The following is a 21,174-nucleotide window of genomic DNA, read 5'->3' on the forward strand; positions in this document are numbered from 1 at the left end:
GACATCGTGGGCAGCACGCCCGCCCTGTTTCAAAAGCAGGTGGTTGATGAACTGGCGCGATGGCGCCAGCTCGCGGCTTCACAAAATATCTTTTTGGATTGACAGGAAAGGCAACGCTATGGATCTGGGTTTGAAGGGGCGCACTGCGCTCGTGCTGGGCGCTGGTGGCGGACTGGGTAGCGTCATCGCGGCCACGTTGGCGGCCGAGGGCGCCAATGTGGCACTGGCTGACATGGATGCGCAGGCGCTCGCCGTGACGGCACAGACGATTCGATCGCACGGCGGTCGCGCCATCCAGCAGGTCTGGGACCTGTCGGACGTGTCGTCGATCGACGTTCGCATCCGTGCCATTGAGGATGAGTTCGGTGCGATCGACGTGCTCATCAACAACACCGGTGGTCCGCCGCCAACGCCCGCTGCGGGCCAAAGCGCCGAGCTGTGGGCGAAGAGCTTCCAGGCCATGGTGTTATCCGTGATCCAGATCTCCGACCGGGTGCTACCGAGCATGCGCGAGCGGCGTTGGGGTCGCATCGTCACCAGCACGTCGTCCGGCGTGCTCTCACCAATTCCGAACCTGGGCATCTCCAACGCGCTGCGCCTGACATTGGTGGGATGGTCAAAGACCCTGGCGCGCGAAATAGCGCCCGACGGCGTCACGGCCAATATCGTGGTGCCTGGCCGCATCGCGACGGCGCGCATTGCCTTCCTGGATCAAGCGAAGGCCAAGCGCGAGGGGCGAACGGTCGCGGAGGTCAGCGCTGAGAGCACCGGCTCAATCCCCATGAGGCGCTACGGCACGCCACAGGAGTACGCCAACGCGGTCGCGTTTCTGGCCAGCGACGCGGCGTCATACATCACGGGCTCGGTCGTGCGTGTTGACGGTGGCCTGATTGCCAGCATTTGACAACGAGGATTCATCACCATGGACGCTCTCCGAACCACTCCCGCCCCGTTGGCGCCAGACGCCGTCGCAACGCTTCAACAAATCACCACCGCCACGATCAGTACGGTGCTCTTCAAAAATGGCTTGCGCAATGTATGGATCCGCGGCGCGATGCCTTTGTCGCCCGGCCAGCCGCGCGTGGCGGGCCGGGCCTTCACGATGCGTTTCGTGCCGATGCGCGAAGACCTCGCAAACCCGCAGGCATGGTCGTCTCCGCGCTCGACCCGCGTGGCAGTCGAGCAGATGCCTCAGGGCTGCGTGGCCGTCGTCGACGCGATGGGCGTGACCGATGCTGGCGTCTTCGGCGACATCCTCTGCGCGCGCATGCGCGTGAGGGGGGTGGCGGGCCTGGTGACGGATGGAGTAGTGCGGGACATTCCTGGCGTTCGCGCCAGTGGCTTGCCGGTGTGGGCGCGCGGCACCGCAGCACCCGCCGCAGTGGCAAGCCTCACCTTTGTCAACTGGGACGAGCCGATCGCGTGCGGCGGCGTGGCCGTGTTCCCGGGTGACGTCGTGGTCATCGACGAAGACGGCGCGATCCTGATACCCGAGGCCTATCTCGACGAGGTGCTTGCGGCCGGGCCCGAACAGGAAAAGCTTGAGGCCTGGATATTGGCCGAGGTGGAGCAAGGCGCGGCACTACCTGGGCTGTACCCGCCAAATGCAGATAACCAGAAGCGGTATCTGTTAGGGCAAAAGTAATTGAGAACGCCTGGCAGACTTTGCCTTCACTCTCGTTGAGAGGAGACTGATGCGAAGTTCTCGACAGGCGCAAGATGAGCTGTCGCGCACCACCTGAGAATGCGACGGATTTCTCCCGGGCACCGGTTTGGCGCATCGCCTTGATAACTTTGTCCATCGCGCCACGCCCGCCGAAGTCGTTGAGCGCGCCACGCCGACATCACCTCAAGCCACAGTCATCATGTAAGTCTGTGAAAGGCGGCCGATGATTGCTGGTTAAGCGCAGAGGTAGATCCTCGCGACACGATCTTGTCATGAGCAATGGTGACGCTTCGGGTTCGCAACTCGATGCCCTCAATCAAGTCAACAAGCATTTGCGTGGACTCGTAACCCAACTTGTCGAGAGGAAACGCGACGGCTGTCAGTGCCGGATTCAGCAGTTCGGCGATGGGTCCGTCATAGAAGCTGGCAATCGACAAGTCCTGAGGAACACGCAGGCCGCGCTTCTGGGCGCCGACCAAAAGGCCAGCTGCAACCAAGTGGTTTGTCGCAAAAATGGCTGTAGGCGGATCTCCCGCCGCCATTAGCGTATGCAATGCCGCCTCGCCGCCTTGGCGGTCGTATCCCGATTCAACGGCCAAGGCTGGATCGAAGGCAATACTTGCCAATTCAAGCGCCAGCTTGTAACCCGCCACGCGCCGACCGCCGAGGAATCGGCTCAGCCCGCCGACGAATGCGATGCGCCTATGGCCCAAGCTCAGCAGGTACTCGGTAACCGCCATCGCTCCACGCAGGTCGTCGAGGACTACATGCGGGTGCTGCGCATCGAGGTAGCGGTTCACCAGGACGGAGGGAACCTCCAACTCACGTGCGGCTGCCAGTTGCTCGGCTTCGTTGCGTCCCGTCGAAATCAAGAAACCGTCGACATGGTTCGATGCCAGCATGCGGGAGGCGAGTTGTGGATCCTCGCCTTCCTCACCCAAACCTCCGAGGATCATCAAGTAGCCGCGATCGCGTGCAGCTTTTTGCGCGCCATAGATGATGGGCAAGAATGCGGGACTATTGATTTCAGGAACGATCATCGCGATCGTGCCCGAGCGAGCCATTCGCAAGCCGCGTGCGTGAGGATTGGGCGAATAGCTCAGATCCTTCATCGCCTGCATGACCTTCTGCTTGGTCTCGTCTCGGACTTTGATCGTTTCGTCATTGCGCAGAATGCGCGAGACGGCTCCGGGCGAAACCCCCGATGCGCGGGCAACATCGGCGATGGTGGCTCTGCGTGACACGACTTCCTCTCGATAGCGCAGCAGATTGCGCGCTTTGGCTTAAACGGGATCGCCGCCCAGAAACTCCCACGCAGCAAGCGCATGGGTCTTGATGACGGCCAAGAATTCTCCTATATCCACCGATTCATTCGGGGCGGCCATGTTCTTCGGTGTCGGACCGAAGATGAAGGCCGGTATGTGCTGGTAGCGCCAGAACTTGCAATCAGTGGCGCCCAACGAAGGGAGCGCTAGCGGTCGCACACCGGTCACGCTTTGCGCGTTGCGCGCGAGAATCCCTACCATCGGATGATCATGGGCCGAGGAGGCCGACGGATTGCTGGCCGCTTCCTGTACTGCAACACTCACCTGCGGATGTCGGGCGCACAGAGCGAGCACCTTGTCCATGACGTCCTGCGTGCTCAGCCCCATCGGGATGCGGATGTCCGCCTCGAATGCGCAGGAATCCGGAATCATGTTGACCTTCAGGCCGGCGTGAATCGTCCCAATGTTAAGTGTGGGGCGAGCGATGATGGCTGCGGCACCTGGACCCATGGCTGCATCTGCAGCGGCACAGACGTCTGGCTGCGCCAAGTAGTTCACCAACTCGGGAGGCAGCTTCGGCGACATGTCCTCGATGGCCGCCAGTTCGCAGATCAGGCTGGCCGCAATTCGGCTAGCACTCTCGCTCTTGTGCAGATAGGCGCCATGAGCACCCGCAGTCTTCACGGTGAACGTCAGTCGCAGCGTGCCCTTCTCGGCGAAACGGATTGTGCTGATGCCGCCGGGCTCTGCATTGATCATGCAGTCGCCATGCCAGCGAGTGTCGTTCTGCAGCAACCAGCGACTTCCCCAACATCCACCGGTCTCCTCGTCGGAGACCGCCGTCAAGCCCAAACTTCCATTCAGCGCCTGGCGCCGCTCGTGCAAGTAGGTATACGCAATGATGGATGCGGCAGTGCCGGCCTTCATGTCGGTAACGCCACGGCCGTGCATGTGTCCGTCCGCGATGTCGCCGGACCAGGGATCGCGCGTCCACCCATCCGCCGCTCCTACAGGAAACACGTCCATGTGACCGTTGAAGATCAGTCGAGGCCCCGGGTGCGCTCCCTCGAAATCGCTCACCACGTTCGGCAGATCCGCACGCGGCGCCACCACGCTTGCGGGGACGCCGCGGGCTGAAAGGTATCGCAGTACAACTTTTGCAGCCAGTTGGGTATCGCCCGGGGGATTCGGCGAAGGTGCGCGCACGAACTCTTGAAGAAAAGCAATGTGATGGGCTTGGTCAGCGTCAAGCGCTGCGAGCAAATCGGTACGTGTCATGACTATTTTCAGTAAAACGATTTAACGATGGAAGTCTATCGACCGGCTAGACCTTTCGTCAAGGCAGATTTCCTGCACCAATGAGGTGACTCCAAGCGAAGAATGTGCAGTTCAGATCTTTTATGTCCCGAAAAAGTTCGAGTTAGGGCCAAGGGTAAATCCCAGTATTGACGCGTATTTGCCGGGAAATATAAACTAAATAGTAAATCGATTTACTGTCGACGAACTATCCACGTCTTTTTGTGGTCCCGCCACGAACCAAGCCAAAAACCAGAGATGCACATGACCACACTTGCCGCGATCAGTCGCGTCCCAGTACGCGACGAAGACCCCGCAGACATGGCGAGACTGACGCATGTCCGACGTCACTACTACGGGCGCTATGCGGCTGCTGCCATCATGCTGGCCCTGCTGGCCTGGCTCGGAATCGCCTTCTCACGCGGCCAGATCGACTGGCACGTCGTGCTGCGCTTCATCACTTCTCCGTTGATCTTGCGCGGCTTGCTCAACACGGTTCTGATGACGGTCCTTGCCATGGCGCTGGGCATCGCACTCGGCATCGTCGCTGCGATCATGCGGATGTCGAGCAACCCCGTGCTTTCAGGCAGTTCGCGTCTCTACGTCTGGTTCTTTCGAGGAACGCCAGCGCTGCTGCAGTTGCTGCTGTGGTTCAACTTGGCACTGGTGTTTCCTGTGATCGGCATCCCAGGCTTTGTCGAGTTCAAAACGGTGGATGTGATGACGCCCTTCCTGGCTGCACTGTTAGCGCTGGGGATCAACCAGGGCGCCTATACGTCGGAGGTAGTCCGCGCAGGTCTGTTGTCGGTGGATGCGGGGCAGTACGAGGCCGCTAAGGCCATCGGTATGCCGGGGCTGCAGGCACTGCGACGGATCATCCTTCCCCAGGCGTTACGCGTGATCGTCCCCCCCATCGGCAACGAGCTCATCGGCATGGTCAAGCTGACATCGTTGGCAAGCGTTATTCAGTACGCCGAGATGATGCACAGCGCGGAAAACATCTATTTCGCCAACGCGCGGGTGATCGAGTTGCTGCTGGTCGGGGGCTTTTACTACCTCGTGTTGGTCACGCTGTTGTCTGCCGTGCAGTCGCGTCTTGAAAAGCGGCTTGCCCGCGGAGTCGCCGGCTTCGGCGGCAAGGTTTGAGGAGATCCGCAATGAACGCACTTGTAAGAGCCGTCGAAGTCAGAAAATCCTTCGGCACGTTCGAGGCCCTGCGTGGCATCAACCTAGACATTGAGCACGCAGAAGTGCTTTGCATCATCGGCCCGTCCGGCTCAGGAAAAAGCACCTTCCTGCGCTGCATCAACCAACTCGAAATCATCGATCAGGGCGCCCTGATGGTCGACGGAGAACTGGTCGGCTTTCGACGGTCCGGCGACAAGCTCCACCAGCTCTCGGAACGAGAAATTGCCCGGCAGCGTCTTGCCACCGGCATGGTGTTTCAACGCTTCAATCTTTTTCCGCATCTGACGGCACTTCAGAACGTCACCGAGGGCCCGGTGCAGGTTCTGCGCCGAGGCAAAGCAGAGGCGACCCAAGAGGCCATGGACCTGCTCGCCCGTGTGGGTCTTGCCGATAAGGCGGGCAACTATCCCTCGCAGCTCTCCGGCGGCCAGCAACAACGGGTGGCGATCGCCCGCGCATTGGCGATGAAGCCCAAGCTCATGCTCTTTGACGAGCCCACCTCGGCCCTTGACCCCGAACTCGTCGGAGAAGTGTTGGGTGTCATGAGAGACCTCGCAGCCAGTGGCATGACCATGGTCGTCGTAACGCATGAACTGGGCTTTGCTCGCGAAGTGGCCGGGCGCGTGGTTTTCATGGACCGCGGCGAAATAGTGGAGATGGGCGACCCTAACCAGGTTCTGGAAAAGCCGTCCCATCCGCGCACCCAAGAGTTCATATCCGCCGTCTTGGCCTAACTTTGAAGGAGCTATCCATGAAGAACTCATTTCGCGCCGTTGGCGCAGCACTGGCTGCCGTGGTCGGCCTCGCAATGATCCCGGTCCATGCACAGTCCCTAGCCGCGCCCGGAACCAAAACGCTGGTGGCCGGCACCACACCGAAGTACCCGCCGTTTGAATTCAAGGATCCGGACACTGGCAAGCTGACGGGCTTCGACATCGACTTGCTGGAAGCTCTGGCCGCCAAGCTCGATCTCAAAGTGACCTGGCAGGACGTGAGTTTCGACCAGATGATCAGCTCGCTCTCGACCAAGCGGCTGGATGTGTTTCTGGGCGGCTTCGCTGACACCGAGGAGCGGCAAAAGAGCATCGACATCTTGGATTACCTGATAACCGGGTCGCAGTTCTACACCATCAAGGCGCGCGCCGCTGACTTTCCCAACCAGCAGGCCGTTTGCGGCAAACGCATTGCAGCCGCCCGCAAGACCATCTGGCCACAGGCGATCGCTGCATGGAGCGTCGAGAACTGCGAAAAGGCCGGCAAGGCGGCCATTGTCGTGCTCGGCACCGACGGGTCCCCGGATACGCGCTTGCAGCTCAAACAAGGCAGAGCTGATGGCGGCGTTCAAGGCGCGGAGACGCTGCCCTACCAGAACACCCTCGAGAATGGCGTCTATGTGCCGATCGGCAAGCCATTCCTTGAAAACAGCCTCGGCATGGGGATCTCCAAGGACAACACTGCATTGACCGCCGCCTTACGTGGAGCCATGCGCCAGATCATGGTGGATGGTACGTACCAGAAGATTCTCGCCAAATGGGGCCTTCAGGACTATGCAGTCAAGAAGGCCACCGTCAACCTTAAAGACTGATGGAGCTCAACATGACCACAGTTAATGGCGAGCGCCTTTGGCAAAGCATCGAGCAAATGGGCGCAATAGGCGCGACGGCAAAGGGAGGCGTGCGCCGCCTTGCGTTGACAGCCGAGGAAAAGGCCGGCCGCGATCAGTTCGTGGCCTGGTGCCGCGAGGCGGACCTGATTGTGCGCATCGATGCGATAGGCAACATTTTCGGACGGCGTGAGGGCACGGATGCCACAGCCCATGCCGTTCTGTGCGGCAGCCACCTGGACACGCAGCCCGAGGGCGGCCGATTCGACGGCGCCTTCGGCGTGCTGGCAGCACTGGAAATCGTGCGCACCCTGAATGACGCAAACATTCGGACCCGACTTCCCATCGAAATCGTGTCGTGGACGAACGAGGAGGGCGCACGGTTCACCCCCTCATTGCTGGGCTCGGGTGTCTTCGCCAGTGTCATGCCCCTGAGTACGGCGCTCGACGTCGCAGACCAGCATGGGGTGACCGTCGGCGAAGCTCTCCGTGAATGCGGGTATGCAGGGGAGGCTCACTTCCCCGTCAAGGAAATCGACTCATATTTCGAAGCCCACATAGAACAAGGGCCAATCTTGGAGAACAACGGAACGACCATCGGCGTTGTGACTGGAGGCCAAGCCATCCGCTGGCTCGACGTCACAGTCCAAGGCTTCGGTTCCCACGCAGGCACAACGCCCATGGTCCGGCGAAAGGACGCCTTTTATGCGGTCTCGGAAATGGCGCTTGCGCTGGAGTCAATGGCGCAGGGAGATCCGTTGCTTGCCAGCCTCGCGACAGTGGGGCAATTGAACATTGCAAATGCCTCGCGCAACACGATCGCTGGGAATGTCTTCTTCAGCGTGGACCTGCGTCATCCGAAGGACGTCGGCATGGCAGATCTGCACGCAAAGCTGCTGCAGAACTTCAACGCAATTGCTGAGCGACGTTCGGTCTCCGTGGAGATCTCCACCTATCTGGACATTCCGGCGACGCCGTTCGATCCGGCGTGCCGCGCGCTGGTGCAGGACGCCGCGCAGGATCTAGGTTACTCGCACCAACCCATCATCAGCGGTGCTGGCCACGATGCTGTGCAACTGGCCAAGGCAATTCCCGTCGCCATGGTGTTCATCCCGTGCGTAGATGGCCTGTCCCACAACGAGGAAGAAGACGCCCTGCCCGAAGACGTCGTCGCGGGTGCAAATGTGCTCTTGCATGCCGTACTCAACAGGGCTGGCGTAGTGGGCTGACCACCGCTTCAAGCAAATTAAGCCGAGGCCGTGGACGGCGGCATGCACCGCCATCCCCAAACTCCTCCCAAAACATCCGAGATCCACCATTCATGAACTCTCTTCAGTCCCTGCTCGACATTGATCGGCAGCATTTCATGCATCCGTCTACCCACGCGCAGGATCACCAGAGCGGCGCACTCGCCGGCAAGATCGTGACGGGCGCCAACGGGATCCGCATCCACACCCATGACGGGCGCGAACTGCTCGATGCCTTTGCCGGCCTCTACTGCGTCAACGTCGGCTATGGGCGCCAGGCAATCGCTGACGCCATCCATGCCCAGGCAAGCCGGCTGGCTTACTACCACACGTACGTCGGCCACTCTACCGACACCATCATCGAACTATCGCGCCGCATCATTGGGTGGGCACCGGTAGGGATGAAAAAAGTCTATTACGGCATGTCGGGTTCCGACGCAAATGAGACCCAAATCAAGATCGTCTGGTACTACAACAACGTGCTCGGCCGACCAGCAAAGAAGAAGATCATCTCTCGGCATCGCGCCTACCACGGCTCGGGTTTGATGACCGGTAGTCTGACCGGCCTTCCCACTTTTCATGACATGTTTGACCTGCCGTTTTCGCAGGTGCGTCATACCGTCTGCCCACATTGGTATCGCCAGGCCGCGCCCGGCATGAACGAAGCCCAGTTCGTGGCCTATTGCGTCGACGAATTGGAAAAGCTGATTGCAGTTGAGGGCGCCGACACCATCGCCGCGTTCATCGGCGAACCTGTGATGGGTACCGGCGGGATCATCGTGCCGCCGGCGGGTTACTGGCCGGCGATCCAGCAGGTGCTCAAGCGCCACGACATCCTCTTGATTGCAGATGAAGTCGTCTGCGGCTTCGGCCGCATCGGTTCGCCGATGGGATCGCAGCATTTCGGCATCGAACCTGACTTGATCACCATCGCCAAGGGCCTCACAAGTGCCTACCTGCCGTTGTCAGGCGTGATCGTGGGTGAGAAGGTTTGGGACGGCATCGCCACAGGCTCGGTCGAGCACGGCCCCATGGGGCACGGCTGGACGTATTCGGGCCATCCGGTGTGCGCGGCGGCTGCGCTGGCGAACCTGGACATCCTGGAGCGGGAGAACCTACAGACCAACGCCGCCAACGTCGGCGCCTACATGCAGCAGCAACTGCAGGAGTCGTTTGCGGGTCATCCGCTGGTAGGTGAAGTACGTGGCCTCGGCATGCTCGCAGCGGTCGAGTTCATGGCCAATGGGCAAGAACGGCGAGCGTTCGATCCGGACCTGAAAGTCGGCGTACGGGTGGCCGCTGAATTGCTGGAGCGCGGTGTCATCGGTCGGGCCATGCCGCACGGCGACATTCTGGCATTTGCACCGCCGTTGGTCACTACGACCGACGATGTCGACACCATCGTGGCAGCTGCTCGCAGTGCCGTGGACGCCGTGACCGAAGCGCTGGGTTCAGCGGTGGTCGCCTGAGCGGGAGACAAACCATGGACCTCTTCGATCCATCACTCGTTCAGATCCCGCAGGGACACTTCATCGGCGGCGAGATTGTCAATGAAGGCGCCGAAAGACTTGCCGTGTTGCGCCCTTCGGACGGTGCCCCACAGGGCGAAATCCCACTGGCGGACGCGGCTATGGTTGACCGAGCGGTCGAAAACGCCTGGCAGGCTTTTCGTCTCAGCCCCTGGGCGCGGATGGCACCCCGCGAACGCGCAGCCATCCTGCGCCGGTTCGCCGATCTGGTAGCGGCGGATGTAGCCCAACTGGCGCCGCTGGAGGCCATCGGCTCGAGCCGGCACGTTTCGGCTGCTGCCTCGTGGGATGTGCCGTTCACCGCAGAGGGCATACGTTTCTATGCCGAGTTCGCGGACAAGGTAGGAGGCGATGTCGCCGCGACGGACCACGACCACCTGGGGATGACGATCACCGAACCCTATGGCGTCATCGGCGCCATTGCTCCCTGGAACTTCCCTTTGGTCATGGCGTCCTGGAAGATCGCCCCTGCCCTGGCAGCTGGCAACGCCGTCGTGCTCAAGCCCTCTGAGCTGACACCGTTCTCCGTCGTGCGGTTGGCGCAGCTCGCCATCGAGGCCGGAATCCCCAAGGGCATTTTCAATATAGTGCAGGGCAATGGCCGGACCACGGGCGATGCGCTCGTTCGTCATCCCCGCATCGCCAAAGTGACCTTCACCGGCTCCACCAGCACGGGTGCGGCAATCATGGCTGCTTGCGCCGAGTCGGGCACCAAGCCGGTCACACTGGAGCTGGGCGGTAAGAGTCCCCATATCGTGTTTGCGGATGCGCCAGGCCTTATTGCCGGCCGCGTCGCACAGCGCATCGCAGCCGGTATCACCAGCAACGCGGGTCAGGTATGTGTCGCGGGATCTCGTCTGCTGGTCCATGCCTCTGTAGCCGAAGGGCTGATCGAACAAATCGCAAGCGCGTTCTCCACCCTGCGGGCTGGACCTACCTGGACGGACGGAACCACACTGTCGCCGATCATTTCCAGGCAGCAGGCTGCACGCATTGACGGCTTGGTGGGCCGCGCTTTGGAAACCGGCGCCTCGCTGCAATGCGGAGGGAGGTTCCTCGATGTCGGCAGCGAGGGTTCCTATTACGCCCCAACGCTACTGACGGATATGGATACAAGCAACGATGCCGTGCGGTGTGAAATCTTCGGCCCGGTGCTTACCGTGCAAACATTCGAGTCGGAAGAACAGGCGCTGCAGCTTGCGCAACATCCCGAGTACGGGCTTGCCGCTGGCGTGCACACGTCCGACATCAGTCGGGCATTGCGCTTCGCAAGGAAATTGGAGGTTGGCACCGTATGGATCAATCGCTACGGCAGGACGCCCGACTTCGTGCTACCCACGGGCGGCTACAAGCGTTCCGGCATCGGCAAAGATCTCGGCCGCCAAGCCTATGAGGCGAACCTGCGATCCAAGGCCGTGCTCATCGACATCGCCGACCACCACGACTGAGCGCAAGCGCGCTGTCTTCCGTTGTTTCCGCACAAGCCATACCCGTCCATGTCCTCATCTCCTGCATCCGCGGCCAGCACCGTGTTCGACTCCGTATTGTTTCGCGACGCCTTCGGCACCGCGGAGATGCGCGCATTGTTTTCCGACCATGCCCTGATACAGCGTTATATCGACGCCGAGATCGCGCTGGCTCGTGCGGAGGCCTTGGAGGGCATCATTCCCTCCGATGCTGCGGATGTCATTGCACGTGAATCGCAGCTCGAGCGCATAGATCTCGACCGAATGCGTCAAGAAACCGACATCGTGGGCTATCCCATCTTGCCTCTGGTGCATCAGCTTGCAGAGATGTGCGGGGAGGCCGGCCGCTACATTCATTGGGGCGCGACCACTCAGGACATCATGGACACGGCCGTGGCGCTGCAGGTGCGTGACGGCCTTGCGATTGTCGAAAGAGACATCCGGGCACTGCGCGCCGTGCTGGTCGACCTCGCCCGTAAGCACCGTGACACACCAATGGCGGGTCGCACTCATCTGCAGCAAGCGCTGCCGATCACGTTTGGCTACAAAGTCTCCATTTGGCTGGCCATGTTCGACCGGCATCAGGAGCGACTTTGCGAACTGCGAGGGCGTGTCGCGGTCGTGGAATTCGCCGGCGCGGCCGGTACGCTGGCTTCTTTAGGCTACAAAGGTCTCGCAGTGCAGGCTTCGATGGCACAAGCCCTCAATCTCGGCGTGCCGCAGACAACCTGGCACGTAGCGCGCGACGGCTTGGCCGAGGCCATCAACTTTCTCGCACTCGTAACGGGATCGCTCGGCAAGATTGGACTGGACATCATGCTTCTTGCAAGCACCGAGTTTGGCGAAGTCTATGAGCCCTTTGTCCCAGGCCGAGGCGCCAGCAGCACTATGCCGCAGAAGCGCAATCCCATTTCCTCAGAACTCATGCTTGCGGCATCCAAAGCCGTTCGTCAGCACGCTGGTTTGATGCTCGACGCCATGGTGCAGGATCTTGAGCGCGCCACGGGACCGTGGCACGCCGAGTGGATTGCCGTTCCCGAGAGCTTCATCCTCACGGCCGGGGCTTTACGTCAAGCTCTGTTCGCACTGTCAGGTTTGATCGTGGATGAAGCCCGAATGGCGCGAAACCTCGGCATGACGCGCGGTCTGATTGTTGCCGAGGCGGTCATGATGGGCTTGGCCCCATTCCTTGGCCGCCAGGTTGCTCACGACGTGGTCTACGACGCGTGCCGTCTCGTCAATTTAAAGGGTGGGACCCTCGCCGAGGCGCTCAAGGCCTCACCCACTGTCACTGCGCATGTTTCGATCGCGGACATCGAACGCCTAACTGACCCTACTCGTTACTTGGGCCTCGCGCCCCAGATGGTTGACAGAGCGCTTGAATTGTCCGCGCGTCGTCAGTCGCATTAAATTTTTAGTCCGAAGAACTGCGGACGCTTTGAAGCTTGTAGCGACCCGTTCCTTCGTACTTTTGATGAGTGGGCACGCTTCGAATGAGGCTTACGACGGCGAAGGAATTACATCGGAGACTCTCGATCTGTTCGCAGCGCCAGCAATTCCTGACTGCCTGTTTATTGCCGCCAAAAACCGACCCGGTGGGGATGCGGATAAAAACTTGGACTGGTTTTATGCAGCAAGTCCAAGGCTCACCCGGTATTCGATAGGGCTGAGAGAGCCAAGAGATATCTTGATCCGCTTCTCGCGGTACCAGCGGATGTACGAGTCGACCGCCTTGATGAATTGCGCAATGGTGGCGTTCTTCCAGTCTCGGGGATGGAACAGCTCGTTCTTCAGCCGACCGAAGAAGCCTTCGCAAGCTGCGTTATCAGGTGAGCATGCCTTGCGAGACATCGAGCGGGTGAAGTTCGCGTCGCTCATTCTTGATAGCCAGCCTGGCCAGCAGTAGTGGCCGCCCCGATCGGAGTGAACCACAGGCCGCGATCAGTAGTTTCGGCCACTGTCTCGATGGCTGCATCCAGCATCGTGTTGACCAACTCAGCGTCCGGACTGGTCCCAATGGTCCAGCTGACGACCATTCCATCGAAGCAGTCGATGATGGACGAGAGGTACACCTTGCCAGCCGGGATCTGGAACTCCGTGATGTCCGTGAGCCATTTCTCGGTGGGGACCGCGGCCTGGAAGTCGCGGTTGATGAGGTTCTCAGGCGCTGGACTGATCTCGCCAAGGTATGACGCATACCTGCGCTTCCTGGGCTTTGGAACAACCAGGCTTTCCTGCTTCATCAACCGCTGCACGACCTTCTCGGAGATCGCGACGTCCTGTCTAGTGAGCGAAGCTTGTAGCCTGCGGTAGCCATAGCAGCGGTGGTTCGACTCAAAGACGTCGGTGATGGATTGCCGCACCTCCAAGTACTTGTCGCCCACCGCTGCACGGGCCCGATGGTAGAAGTACGAACTACGCGCAAGATCCAACTGTGCAAGGAGCTCTGGCAGGCCAGAGTGCTCCCTGAGGGCGTCAATCAGCAGTGTCTTCTCCCGGTTGGGCAGGAGTTGCAGGTCGACGCCCAGGCCTTTTTTTAACAGTTCATTGGCCTTGTTCAAGAGGTCCTGCTCAAGGCGAAGTTGCCTGACTTCGCGGCGCAGTGACTCAATCTGGAGCTCGAGCTCATCGCGCTCTTGCGACGGCGGAGATTGATTGGTGCTTTCATGGATGCGGGTGCCTTACGTCCCAGAAGTTGGTTCTTCCAGTTGTACAGCGTTGGCCGGCACACGCCGAACTTGTCGGCTACAGCCTGCGCACTTTCCTCACGCGCGCAAAGCTCCATGACTCCCGCTTGCATCAGCTTCCCGGAATACCTTCATCGCCCCACACTGCCAACGACAGCCCTTCTGGCCTCAGGAATGGCCTCGCGAACCCATGAGGTCAGTGTCCCTCTGCCGGGGTAGCCCAATGCCCTCATGGCGGCAGCAATGCAGCGGTCGTGAGTGAGGTAGTGCTCGATAGCTGCCGCTTTTTGCTTGTGCGAGAACTTGGGTCTTCGGCCCGCATAGCCCGCTGGTAAGTCGAGCTTCTGCTGGTATTCGTTGTACCAGCCCTTCAGAGAATTCTTTGTTGGATAACCCAGCTGACGGATAGTGGGTCTGACGCGTTTGCCAAGCTTGATGTAGAGCTCAACGGCTCGAATCCGATCTTCGTAGGAATACATGAACTACCTCCTGGTAGTCCAAGTTTTCGTCCGCACACCCCTAGGGTCAGAGATCGATGGGGGTCACTCCAAGGAGCAGTCAGTCCTGTATCAGCCCCAGGAAATCCCTCGACCGCTGGCTCGCGGCGGCACCGAAGAAATGGTCGGGCGCCGCGTCTTCCACGATCACGCCGCCTTCCATGAAGATGATGCGGTCCGCCGCGTCCTTGGCGAAGCGCGTCTCGTGCGTCACCACGAGCATCGTCATGCCCTTGTCGGCCAGGTCGCGCATCACCTTGAGCACCTCGCCGCGCAGCTCGGGGTCCAGCGCCGAGGTGGGCTCGTCGAACAGGATCACCTCGGGGTTCATGGCGAGCGCGCGCGCAATCGCCACGCGCTGCTTCTGCCCGCCCGACAGGCGCCCCGGGTACTCGTTCGCCTTCTCCAGCAGCCCGACTTGGCCAAGCAGCTCGCGCCCGCGCGGCAATGCGTCGGCCTTGCGGATGCCCTGCACCGAGACCATGCCCTCGATCACGTTGTCCAGCGCGGTCATGTGCGCGAAGAGGTTGAACGACTGGAACACCATCGCGGTCTTCTTGCGGATCTCGCGCATCTTGCGGCGCGTCTCGCCCGAGGGCCTGGGCCCCGCGTCGGCGATCTCGATGCCGCACATGCGGATGCTGCCGCGGTCGGGCATCTCCAGGAAGTTGAGCGAGCGGATCAGCGTGGTCTTGCCCGAGCCCGAGGGCCCCATGATCACCACGACCTCGCCGCGCGCGACTGAGAAGTCGATGTGCCTGAGCACCTGGTTGGCGCCGAAGCTCTTGGCAAGCCCGCGGACCTGTACGGGAGGGTTGAGCGTGTCGTTCATGCGTAGCGCTTCGAGAGGCGGCTTTCGAGCCAGGTCTGCAGGATGGTGAGGATCTGGTTGATGAACCAGTAGATGGCCCCGACGATCAGGAACATTTCCATGTACCGAAAGGTGGTCGCGCCCATCTGCTCGGCCACGCGCGTGAGCTCCACCACGGTGACGGTCGAGGCGAGCGAGGTGTCCTTCATGAGGCCGATGAGGCGGCTCCCCACCGGCGGCAGCGCGATGCGAAAGGCCTGCGGCAGCACGATGCGCACCAGCGTCTTCCAGTAGCCCATGCCCATGGCCCAGGCGGCCTCCCACTGGCCCTTGTCCACCGCCATGATCCCGGAGCGGAAGTTCTCGCTCAGGTAGGCCGCCGCGAAGAGGCTGAGCGCGAGCAGCGCCGAGGGAATCGGCGGAATCACGATGCCCCAGGTCGGCAGCCCGAAGTAGATCAAGAGGATCTGGATCAGCAGCGGCGTGCCGCGAAACACAGACACGTAGGAGAACGCAAACCAGCGCAGCGGCCGGAACGGCGAGATGCGCGCCAGCGCGATTAGAAGGCCCAGCACGCAGCCGAAGAAGAACGCCGAGAACCCAAGGCCCAGCGTGACCAGCACGGCCTTCTCGAGCAGGGGCAGCGCCCTCAGAAACAGATCCATCATCGTGGGGCTCCTTGGGATTCTTCAGCGCGCGGCCGCTGCACTGCCGTGCGAGCTGTAGCCGGCAAGCGCCGCCTTCAGATCGGCGATCAGATCGTCCGTGTCTTCCAGGCCGATCGACAGCCGCACCACCGGCTGGTCGGTGGCCGGGAAGACGCGGTCGGCCTGCAGCGCCGCGGGGTAGTACGCGGCCAGGCTGTGCACGCCGCCCCAACTCGCGCCGATGACGAAGTGCCGCAGCGCATCGAAGAAGCCGTGGAACGCGCCTTCGGGCGCGGGCTTGAGCACCAGCGAGAAGAGGCACCCGTTGGTGCGAAAGTCGCGCTTCCACAGCGCGTGGCCCGGGTCCGATTCGAGTGGTGGGTACAAGAGGCGCTCGACGGCCGGCTGCGCCTGGAGCCATTGCGCGATGTGCAGCGTCGAGGCGCTCTGCGCGGCCAGTCGCACCTTGAGCGTCTCCAGCCCGCGCAGCACCAGGAAGCAGTCGTCGGGGCTCACCTGCTGGCCCAGGATGCTCTGCGTTTCGCGCAGCACCTCGTAGTGCGCGTGGTCGTTCGTGCTGATGCTGCCCATCAGGAGGTCGGAGTGCCCTCCCATGAACTTGGTCGCCGCCTCGATGCTGAAATCCACCCCGTTCGCGAGCGGCTGGAACCCGAGCGGGCTCGCCCAGGTGTTGTCCATCATCGTGAGCACGCCATGGCGCCGGGCCACGGCCGCGATGGCGGGCGTGTCCTGCATTTCCATGGTCACCGTGCCGGGCGATTCCATGCAGATCATTCGCGTGTTCGGACGGATGAGCGCCTCGATCTCCGCGCCGATGGCCGGCGGATAGAACTCCACGTCGACGTTCATCGCGGCGAGCCATTTCTGCGCGAAGGTCTTCAGCGCCCCGTAGCAGGCGGCCGACACCAAAAGGTGCTCGCCGCCCCGCACGAAGCCCATCACCGTGGTCATGAGCGCGGACTGCCCCGAGGGCGTGACCACGCAGTGCCGCCCGCCCTCGAGCTCCGCGATTTTGCGCTCGAGCCCGCGCGCCGTGGGCGTGCCGGTGATGCCGTAGCTGAAGCCGTCGGGCTGGCGGCTCTTGCGGTTCACGAAGTCGGCGAAGGTGTCGAACACCACCGTGGAGCCGCGCATCACCGGGGGCGAAAGGCTCTCGAACGCCACATTAGTTGGGTCTATAGATTGCATTTATGCTATTCGTTCAGGTTAGGTGGTCCTCGACCGGTGCCATGGAAGTATTCGCCTTCCGCCCTATCGGCTCAACAGGCTGCAAGAGTCGCTCAATAAGCAGAGGTTATGGATGGAAAAACGCGACATCGAGGTGTTCCGCGCGGTCATGCGCGCCGGCACAACCAGCCAGGCGGCCAACCTGCTGGGGGTGTCGCAGCCCGCGGTGAGCCAGTCGCTGCGCAAGTTCGAAACCGCCTGCGAACTGCGCCTGTTCGAGCGGGTGCGCGGGCGCCTGGTGCCCACGCAGGAGGCGCTCGCGCTCATGGTCGAGGTAGACCGCTACTTCACCGGCCTGGAGATGATCGAGCACCGCATCCGCAGCTTGAAGTCCTTCGGCCTGGGGCGCCTGGCCATCGGCTCGCTGCCCGCGCTGGGCACCGGCTTCATGCCGCGCGCGATCGCCGCGTTCGGGCTGCACGAGCGCCAGATCCAGCTGTCGTTCCAGGTCATGAGTTCGCGCGAGGTCTACCAGCAGGTGTCGGCCGGCCAGCTGGACTTCGGGCTCATGGCCGAGGAGCTGTCGGTCACGGGCCTGGAGCACTCGCCCTTCGCCGCGGTGTGCGGCGTCATCGTGATGAACGCGAAGCACCCGCTCGCGCGCAAGAAGATCCTGGACGCGGACGACCTGGCGAGCCACCCGTTCATCGCCCTGAACCCCGAAGACGTGGGCCGCCGCGCGCTCGACCAAGCGCTGGCCGAGGAAGGCAAGACCTTGCGGCCGGTGATCGAGACGCCCTACTCCATCTCGGTGTGCGAGTTCGCGCTGCAGGGCGTGGGCATGGGCATGGCGCATCCGGTGATGGCGCTGGACTACATCTCGCGCGGCCTCCTGCTCAAGCCGATGGTGTTCGACATTCCGGCCACCTCGCTCCTGGTCTTTCGGCCCGGCATGCCGCTGTCGGACAACGCCAAGGAGCTGCTGCGCGTGATGCGCATCCAACTCGATGCGGACTTGAAGCGCGTGCGCGAGGTGCTGGGCCGCTCGGCCGTGTCTTCGGTGAAGCGGGCACCTAAAAGGGGATAGTGGTTTCCCTGATTGGTGCATAAGCTCAGGTTATTGAGCAACTACCGGCGCCCGATTGTGGCGGACGGATGACGCCGACAAGATCGCGCTCATTCACACCTTCTTGCAGGACAGCGCCATGAACCGGACACCTCTTCGCCGAACACTGCTGTGCAGCCTGATGGGCGCTTGCGCATCGCTCGCACTCCTCAGCTCCGCCGCCTGGGCCCAGCAGCCGCGCGACCTCCTTGCCGCCGCGCGCAGCAGCGGCGTGATCCGCATCGCCAACACGCAGGCCAGCCCGCCGTGGAGCATGCTGGACGACAAGAACCAGCCTGCCGGCTACGACGTCGAAGTGGCCAAGGAAGTGGCCAGGCGCATCGGCGTGGCGAAGGTGGAGTTCGTGGCCGACCTCTTCAAGAACTTCGTCGAGAGTCTGAAAGCCGGCAAGTACGACCTCGTGATGAACGACCTCACGCCGACCGTGGAGCGCGAGAAGCAGGTCGACTTCAGCGCGGCCTACGGGCTGGAGGACTTCCGCATCTTCGTTCGCAACGCCAACAACGACATCAAGGACCGCCCCGACCTCAAGGGCAAGCGCATCGGCGTGACCGCGGGCACGAGCAACGAGTCGTGGTCGCGCGCGAACCTCGCCGATTCGGAGATCGTCACCTACGACAACGGCGGCCTCGTGTTCAACGACATCGCCATCGGCCGCATCGATGCGGTCATCAGCTCGCACTTCGGCGGCATGAAGTACGCGACGGTGAACAAGCTGCCGATCAAGGAAGTCGGCCCCATCCTCACCTACCAGCTGTCGGCCGCGGCCATGACCAAGAACCAGCCCGCGCTGCGCGAGGCGGTGAGCAAGGCCGTGCGGGACATGCGCGCGGACGGCACCATCGACCGCCTCTCCACACGTTGGCTCGGCGTGAGCTACCAGATGACGGTGGAGATCGCGAAGGCCGAGAAGCAGGCGGAAAAACAATGAAGCGCCAAGCCATGAAGCGCCGCCTTCTCTTTCGCACAGCGGGCGCGATCGCGCTCGCGGCAGCCGGCCTCTGCGGCCCATCGCTCGCCGCCGCGCAAGCGGACGACTCCCTCTCGCGCCTGCAGAAAGCCGGCGTCGTCAAGGTCGCCAACACGCAGGAGAGCCCGCCCTGGAGCTACCTCGGCGCGGACAACCTGCCCGCGGGCTACGACGTGGCCGTGGCGCGCGAGATCTTCCGCCGCCTGGGCGTTGCGAAGGTCGATTTCGTCGCGGACAAGTTCAAGCACTTCATCGACGGCGTGAACGCGAAGAAGTACGACGTGGTCGTCAACAGCCTCGCGCGCACCAGCGAGCGCGCGAAGGTGGTCGACTTCACCGTGCCCTACACCGTGCAGGACTTTCGCCTCTGGGTGCATGAGCGCAACACCGACATCCAGGACGCGGCCACCCTCAAGGGCAAGACCGTGGGCGTGAGCGCGGGCACCACCAACGAAATGTGGGCGCGCAACAACCTGCCCTCTTCCGAGATCAAGGCCTACGACGGCGGTGGCTTCGTTTTCAACGACCTGGTGAACGGGCGCATCGACAGCATCGTGGACTCGTACTTCAACGGCTACAAGATGAAGACCGTCAACAAGCTGCCCATCAAGTCGGTCGGCGCGGCCGTGGTGCCCAAGAACTCGCCCGCGCTGCTCGCGGCCATGGACAAGGCCATCGGCGACATGATCGCGGACGGCACCCTGCAGAAGCTCGCCGACCAGTACGTCGCGCCCGGCTTCGACATGGTGGGCAACATGAAGAAGGGCTCGGCCTGGAAATGAGCGCGGCAACGACAACGACAACAACGGCCAACCCCATCCAGTGCGACATCGACCTCGATGCTGACGGCAAGCACATCGGGTTCCTGCGCCTGCCGCACTCGGTGCACCGCTCGGCCTACGGGTGGCTGCCGATTCCCATCGCATCGATCCGCAACGGCGAAGGCCCCGTGGTGCTCGTGTCCGCGGGCACGCACGGCGACGAGTACGAGGGGCAGATCATCGTCTCGCGCCTCATTCGCGAGATCGACCCCGCGATGGTGAAAGGCCAGTTCATCCTCATGCCGATGGCCAACGCGCCCGCGGCCGAGGCGGGCCTCCGCACCTCGCCGCTGGACGACGGCAACCTCAACCGCCTGTACCCCGGCAACCCGCAGGGCACGCCCTCGCAGGTGATCGCGCACTACATCGAGCACACGCTGCTCGCGCGCGCACAGTACATGATCGACCTGCACTCGGGCGGCACCTCGCTCGTGTACGACGGCGCCAACATGATGGGCCTGGAGCCGCGCGATGCCGAAGAAGAAGCGCGCGTCACGGGCCTTTTGAAAGCCTTCGGCCTGCCGCGCGCCTTTCTCTACCAGCCCAACCCGGTGAACGTGACGGCGGCCGCGCGGCCGCAAGGCGCCATCTGCTTTCTCACCGAGCTGGGGGGCGGCGGTGGCGTGGATGCGGCGCTCGTCGAGCAGGGCCGCCACGGCCTCTTGCACCTGCTGGGTTACATCGGCCTGCTGCACGGCGCGTTGGTACCGGCCGCGCCGCCGGCGACCGCGCGCCTCATGCAGATCGACCGCAAGCTGCACTACGTGTACGCGATGGACGACGGCGTGCACGAGCCGCTGGTGGGCCTGGGCGCGGTGGTGCGCAAGGGCGATCCCGCCTCGCTGGTGCACTTTCCGGCGCACCCGAAGCGCGAACCCGAGACGGTGTACTTCCCCGGCGACGGCGAAGTGATCTGCAAGCGCGCGATCGCGATGGTCAAGCGCGGCGACTGCATCTTCCAGTTGGCGAGCGAGCGCCGCGCACGCGTTTGAGCCGATCACGAGTCTTGAGTTCGAGCGCACCAATGTTCGAGTAAGGTGCATGTAGCGTCCCACGCTATGAACGAGCTGCGACTCATTTTGGGCATACTGGGAGCTGAAGCCGCTGGTGCCGGAAAGCCTGCGTTAGATCGTTCGGCGGGGGGAGCGACGCCGGCTCGCGCCACAG

Annotated in this window: 18 protein-coding genes and 1 pseudogene; 13 read left to right on the forward strand and 6 right to left on the reverse strand. The window is 62.3% G+C overall.

Annotation, left to right across the window (positions count from 1 at the left end; translation table 11 throughout):
• Positions 1 to 118: 118 nt before the first annotated feature.
• Positions 119 to 904, forward strand: coding sequence for an SDR family oxidoreductase (locus BM133_RS31115; protein ID WP_093442832.1), 786 nt, complete (start codon positions 119 to 121; stop codon positions 902 to 904).
• Between the two features lie 18 nt (positions 905 to 922).
• Positions 923 to 1,645, forward strand: coding sequence for a ribonuclease activity regulator RraA (locus BM133_RS31120; protein ID WP_093442834.1), 723 nt, complete (start codon positions 923 to 925; stop codon positions 1,643 to 1,645).
• A 218-nt stretch (positions 1,646 to 1,863) separates the two neighbouring features.
• Here the strand turns inward: BM133_RS31120 and BM133_RS31125 are convergent, their stop codons facing one another.
• Positions 1,864 to 2,910 (reverse strand): LacI family DNA-binding transcriptional regulator, encoded by a 1,047-nt coding sequence (locus tag BM133_RS31125; RefSeq protein WP_218158412.1) that lies wholly within the window; start codon positions 2,908 to 2,910, stop codon positions 1,864 to 1,866.
• Between the two features lie 39 nt (positions 2,911 to 2,949).
• Positions 2,950 to 4,209: a M20/M25/M40 family metallo-hydrolase gene (locus tag BM133_RS31130; protein ID WP_093442838.1), complete on the reverse strand. Its 1,260-nt coding sequence runs from the start codon at positions 4,207 to 4,209 to the stop codon at positions 2,950 to 2,952.
• A 282-nt stretch (positions 4,210 to 4,491) separates the two neighbouring features.
• Between BM133_RS31130 and BM133_RS31135 the strand changes: the two genes are divergently transcribed.
• From BM133_RS31135 to BM133_RS31165, 7 genes are all read left to right on the forward strand, one after another.
• The gene (locus BM133_RS31135) at positions 4,492 to 5,373 is read left to right on the forward strand and encodes an amino acid ABC transporter permease (protein WP_371286369.1); all 882 of its coding nucleotides are present in this window, start codon (positions 4,492 to 4,494) and stop codon (positions 5,371 to 5,373) included.
• An 11-nt stretch (positions 5,374 to 5,384) separates the two neighbouring features.
• Positions 5,385 to 6,149, forward strand: coding sequence for an amino acid ABC transporter ATP-binding protein (locus tag BM133_RS31140; RefSeq protein WP_093442842.1), 765 nt, complete (start codon positions 5,385 to 5,387; stop codon positions 6,147 to 6,149).
• A gap of 17 nt (positions 6,150 to 6,166) precedes the next feature.
• Positions 6,167 to 7,000, forward strand: coding sequence for an ABC transporter substrate-binding protein (locus BM133_RS31145; protein WP_256219406.1), 834 nt, complete (start codon positions 6,167 to 6,169; stop codon positions 6,998 to 7,000).
• Between the two features lie 11 nt (positions 7,001 to 7,011).
• Entirely contained in the window at positions 7,012 to 8,247 is a 1,236-nt protein-coding gene (locus tag BM133_RS31150; RefSeq protein ID WP_256219407.1) for a Zn-dependent hydrolase, read from the forward strand.
• Between the two features lie 92 nt (positions 8,248 to 8,339).
• Positions 8,340 to 9,734, forward strand: a complete 1,395-nt coding sequence (locus BM133_RS31155; protein ID WP_093442846.1) for an aspartate aminotransferase family protein — start codon at positions 8,340 to 8,342, stop codon at positions 9,732 to 9,734.
• Between the two features lie 14 nt (positions 9,735 to 9,748).
• The gene (locus BM133_RS31160; RefSeq protein WP_093442848.1) at positions 9,749 to 11,242 is read left to right on the forward strand and encodes an aldehyde dehydrogenase family protein; all 1,494 of its coding nucleotides are present in this window, start codon (positions 9,749 to 9,751) and stop codon (positions 11,240 to 11,242) included.
• 48 nt (positions 11,243 to 11,290) lie between these two features.
• Positions 11,291 to 12,670 carry a class-II fumarase/aspartase family protein gene (locus tag BM133_RS31165; protein ID WP_093442850.1) on the forward strand — a complete coding sequence of 460 codons (1,380 nt, stop codon included), beginning with the start codon at positions 11,291 to 11,293 and terminating at the stop codon, positions 12,668 to 12,670.
• 216 nt (positions 12,671 to 12,886) lie between these two features.
• Here the strand turns inward: BM133_RS31165 and BM133_RS31170 are convergent.
• The 4 genes and pseudogenes from BM133_RS31170 to metC all read right to left on the reverse strand — a co-directional run bounded on the left by BM133_RS31170 (position 12,887) and on the right by metC (position 17,111).
• Positions 12,887 to 14,426, reverse strand: a pseudogene (locus tag BM133_RS31170) (IS3 family transposase).
• A gap of 79 nt (positions 14,427 to 14,505) precedes the next feature.
• The gene (locus BM133_RS31175) at positions 14,506 to 15,276 is read right to left on the reverse strand and encodes an amino acid ABC transporter ATP-binding protein (protein ID WP_093442852.1); all 771 of its coding nucleotides are present in this window, start codon (positions 15,274 to 15,276) and stop codon (positions 14,506 to 14,508) included.
• Entirely contained in the window at positions 15,273 to 15,923 is a 651-nt protein-coding gene (locus BM133_RS31180) for an amino acid ABC transporter permease (protein WP_093442854.1), read from the reverse strand. Before BM133_RS31180 ends, BM133_RS31175 begins: the two co-directional genes overlap by 4 nt.
• A gap of 21 nt (positions 15,924 to 15,944) precedes the next feature.
• Complete coding sequence (gene metC / locus BM133_RS31185) at positions 15,945 to 17,111, reverse strand: cystathionine beta-lyase (protein WP_093442856.1); 1,167 nt, start codon at positions 17,109 to 17,111, stop codon at positions 15,945 to 15,947.
• 112 nt (positions 17,112 to 17,223) lie between these two features.
• Between metC and BM133_RS31190 the strand changes: the two genes are divergently transcribed.
• The 4 genes from BM133_RS31190 (at position 17,224) to BM133_RS31205 (ending at position 20,999) form a co-directional block, all read left to right on the forward strand.
• A complete protein-coding gene (locus BM133_RS31190; RefSeq protein WP_093442858.1) occupies positions 17,224 to 18,177 on the forward strand; it encodes a LysR substrate-binding domain-containing protein in 954 nt (317 codons plus the stop codon).
• Positions 18,178 to 18,295: 118 nt separating this feature from the next.
• The gene (locus tag BM133_RS31195; RefSeq protein WP_256219408.1) at positions 18,296 to 19,147 is read left to right on the forward strand and encodes a transporter substrate-binding domain-containing protein; all 852 of its coding nucleotides are present in this window, start codon (positions 18,296 to 18,298) and stop codon (positions 19,145 to 19,147) included.
• 11 nt (positions 19,148 to 19,158) lie between these two features.
• Positions 19,159 to 19,968: a transporter substrate-binding domain-containing protein gene (locus tag BM133_RS31200; protein WP_177224997.1), complete on the forward strand. Its 810-nt coding sequence runs from the start codon at positions 19,159 to 19,161 to the stop codon at positions 19,966 to 19,968.
• Positions 19,965 to 20,999, forward strand: coding sequence for a succinylglutamate desuccinylase/aspartoacylase family protein (locus BM133_RS31205; RefSeq protein WP_093442862.1), 1,035 nt, complete (start codon positions 19,965 to 19,967; stop codon positions 20,997 to 20,999). Before BM133_RS31200 ends, BM133_RS31205 begins: the two co-directional genes overlap by 4 nt.
• Positions 21,000 to 21,174 lie beyond the last annotated feature (175 nt).

The sequence above is a fragment of the Variovorax sp. 770b2 genome, from assembly GCF_900115685.1.
Lineage (GTDB): Bacteria > Pseudomonadota > Gammaproteobacteria > Burkholderiales > Burkholderiaceae_C > Variovorax.